This is a genomic window from Burkholderia sp. SCN-KJ (assembly GCF_024656005.1).
Lineage (GTDB): Bacteria > Pseudomonadota > Gammaproteobacteria > Burkholderiales > Burkholderiaceae > Burkholderia.
On the sequence record NZ_JANKOG010000102.1, the window covers coordinates 1 to 649 of the forward strand.

1 protein-coding gene is annotated in these 649 nt (G+C 69.3%); it reads right to left on the reverse strand.

What is annotated here, in order from left to right; genetic code table 11:
* A partial coding sequence (locus tag NQV17_RS37820; RefSeq protein WP_257776163.1) for an alpha-E domain-containing protein occupies positions 1–528 on the reverse strand: 528 nt, incomplete at its 3' end.
* Between the last annotated feature and the right edge of the window lie 121 nt (positions 529–649).

The window sequence follows — 649 nt, forward strand, 5'->3', positions numbered from 1 at the left end:
GATCCGCGCGGTGTTGTCGGCCCGCTCGACGAACGCGCCGATCTGCGCGAAATCGAAGATCTCGTTGCGCAGCATCGTGCTGTAGAAGCTGCCGAGGATCAGCGCGGTTTCGCGCTTCACTCCGTCGAGCACCGCCGGCAGCCCGCTCTCCGGCACCGGCTGCGCGAGCGCCTGGCGCAGCGCGAGCCAGGCGCCGTTCACGCTCTCCCACGCCTCGCGCGTGAGCGCCGTGCGCACCATCCGCGCGTTCGAGCGCGCGGCCTCGATGCACGACAGCACGCTCGACGGGTTGTCGCGGTCGCGCAGCAGGTAGTCGGTCACGGTATCGGCGGCATAGGCGTCGTACTTCTGACGATAGCCGTCGTCCGCGCCCGAGCTGACCAGCACCGACGACCATTCGGCCGGCGCGTCGGACGTGCGCGTGAGCGCCATCCGCAGCCCGGCATCGACGATGCGCGCGATGTTCTCCGCGCGCTCGATATAGCGGTACATCCAGTAAAGACCGCTCGCAGTTCGTCCCAGAAGCATCTCGTGTCCACTCCGTCTTCGTTCGGTTCGCGCGCCGGCTGCGGCGCGCGCGGTCGTGCCCGGCTCAGTCGGCCAGCACCCAGGTGTCCTTGGTGCCGCCGCCCTGGCTCGAGTTGACGAC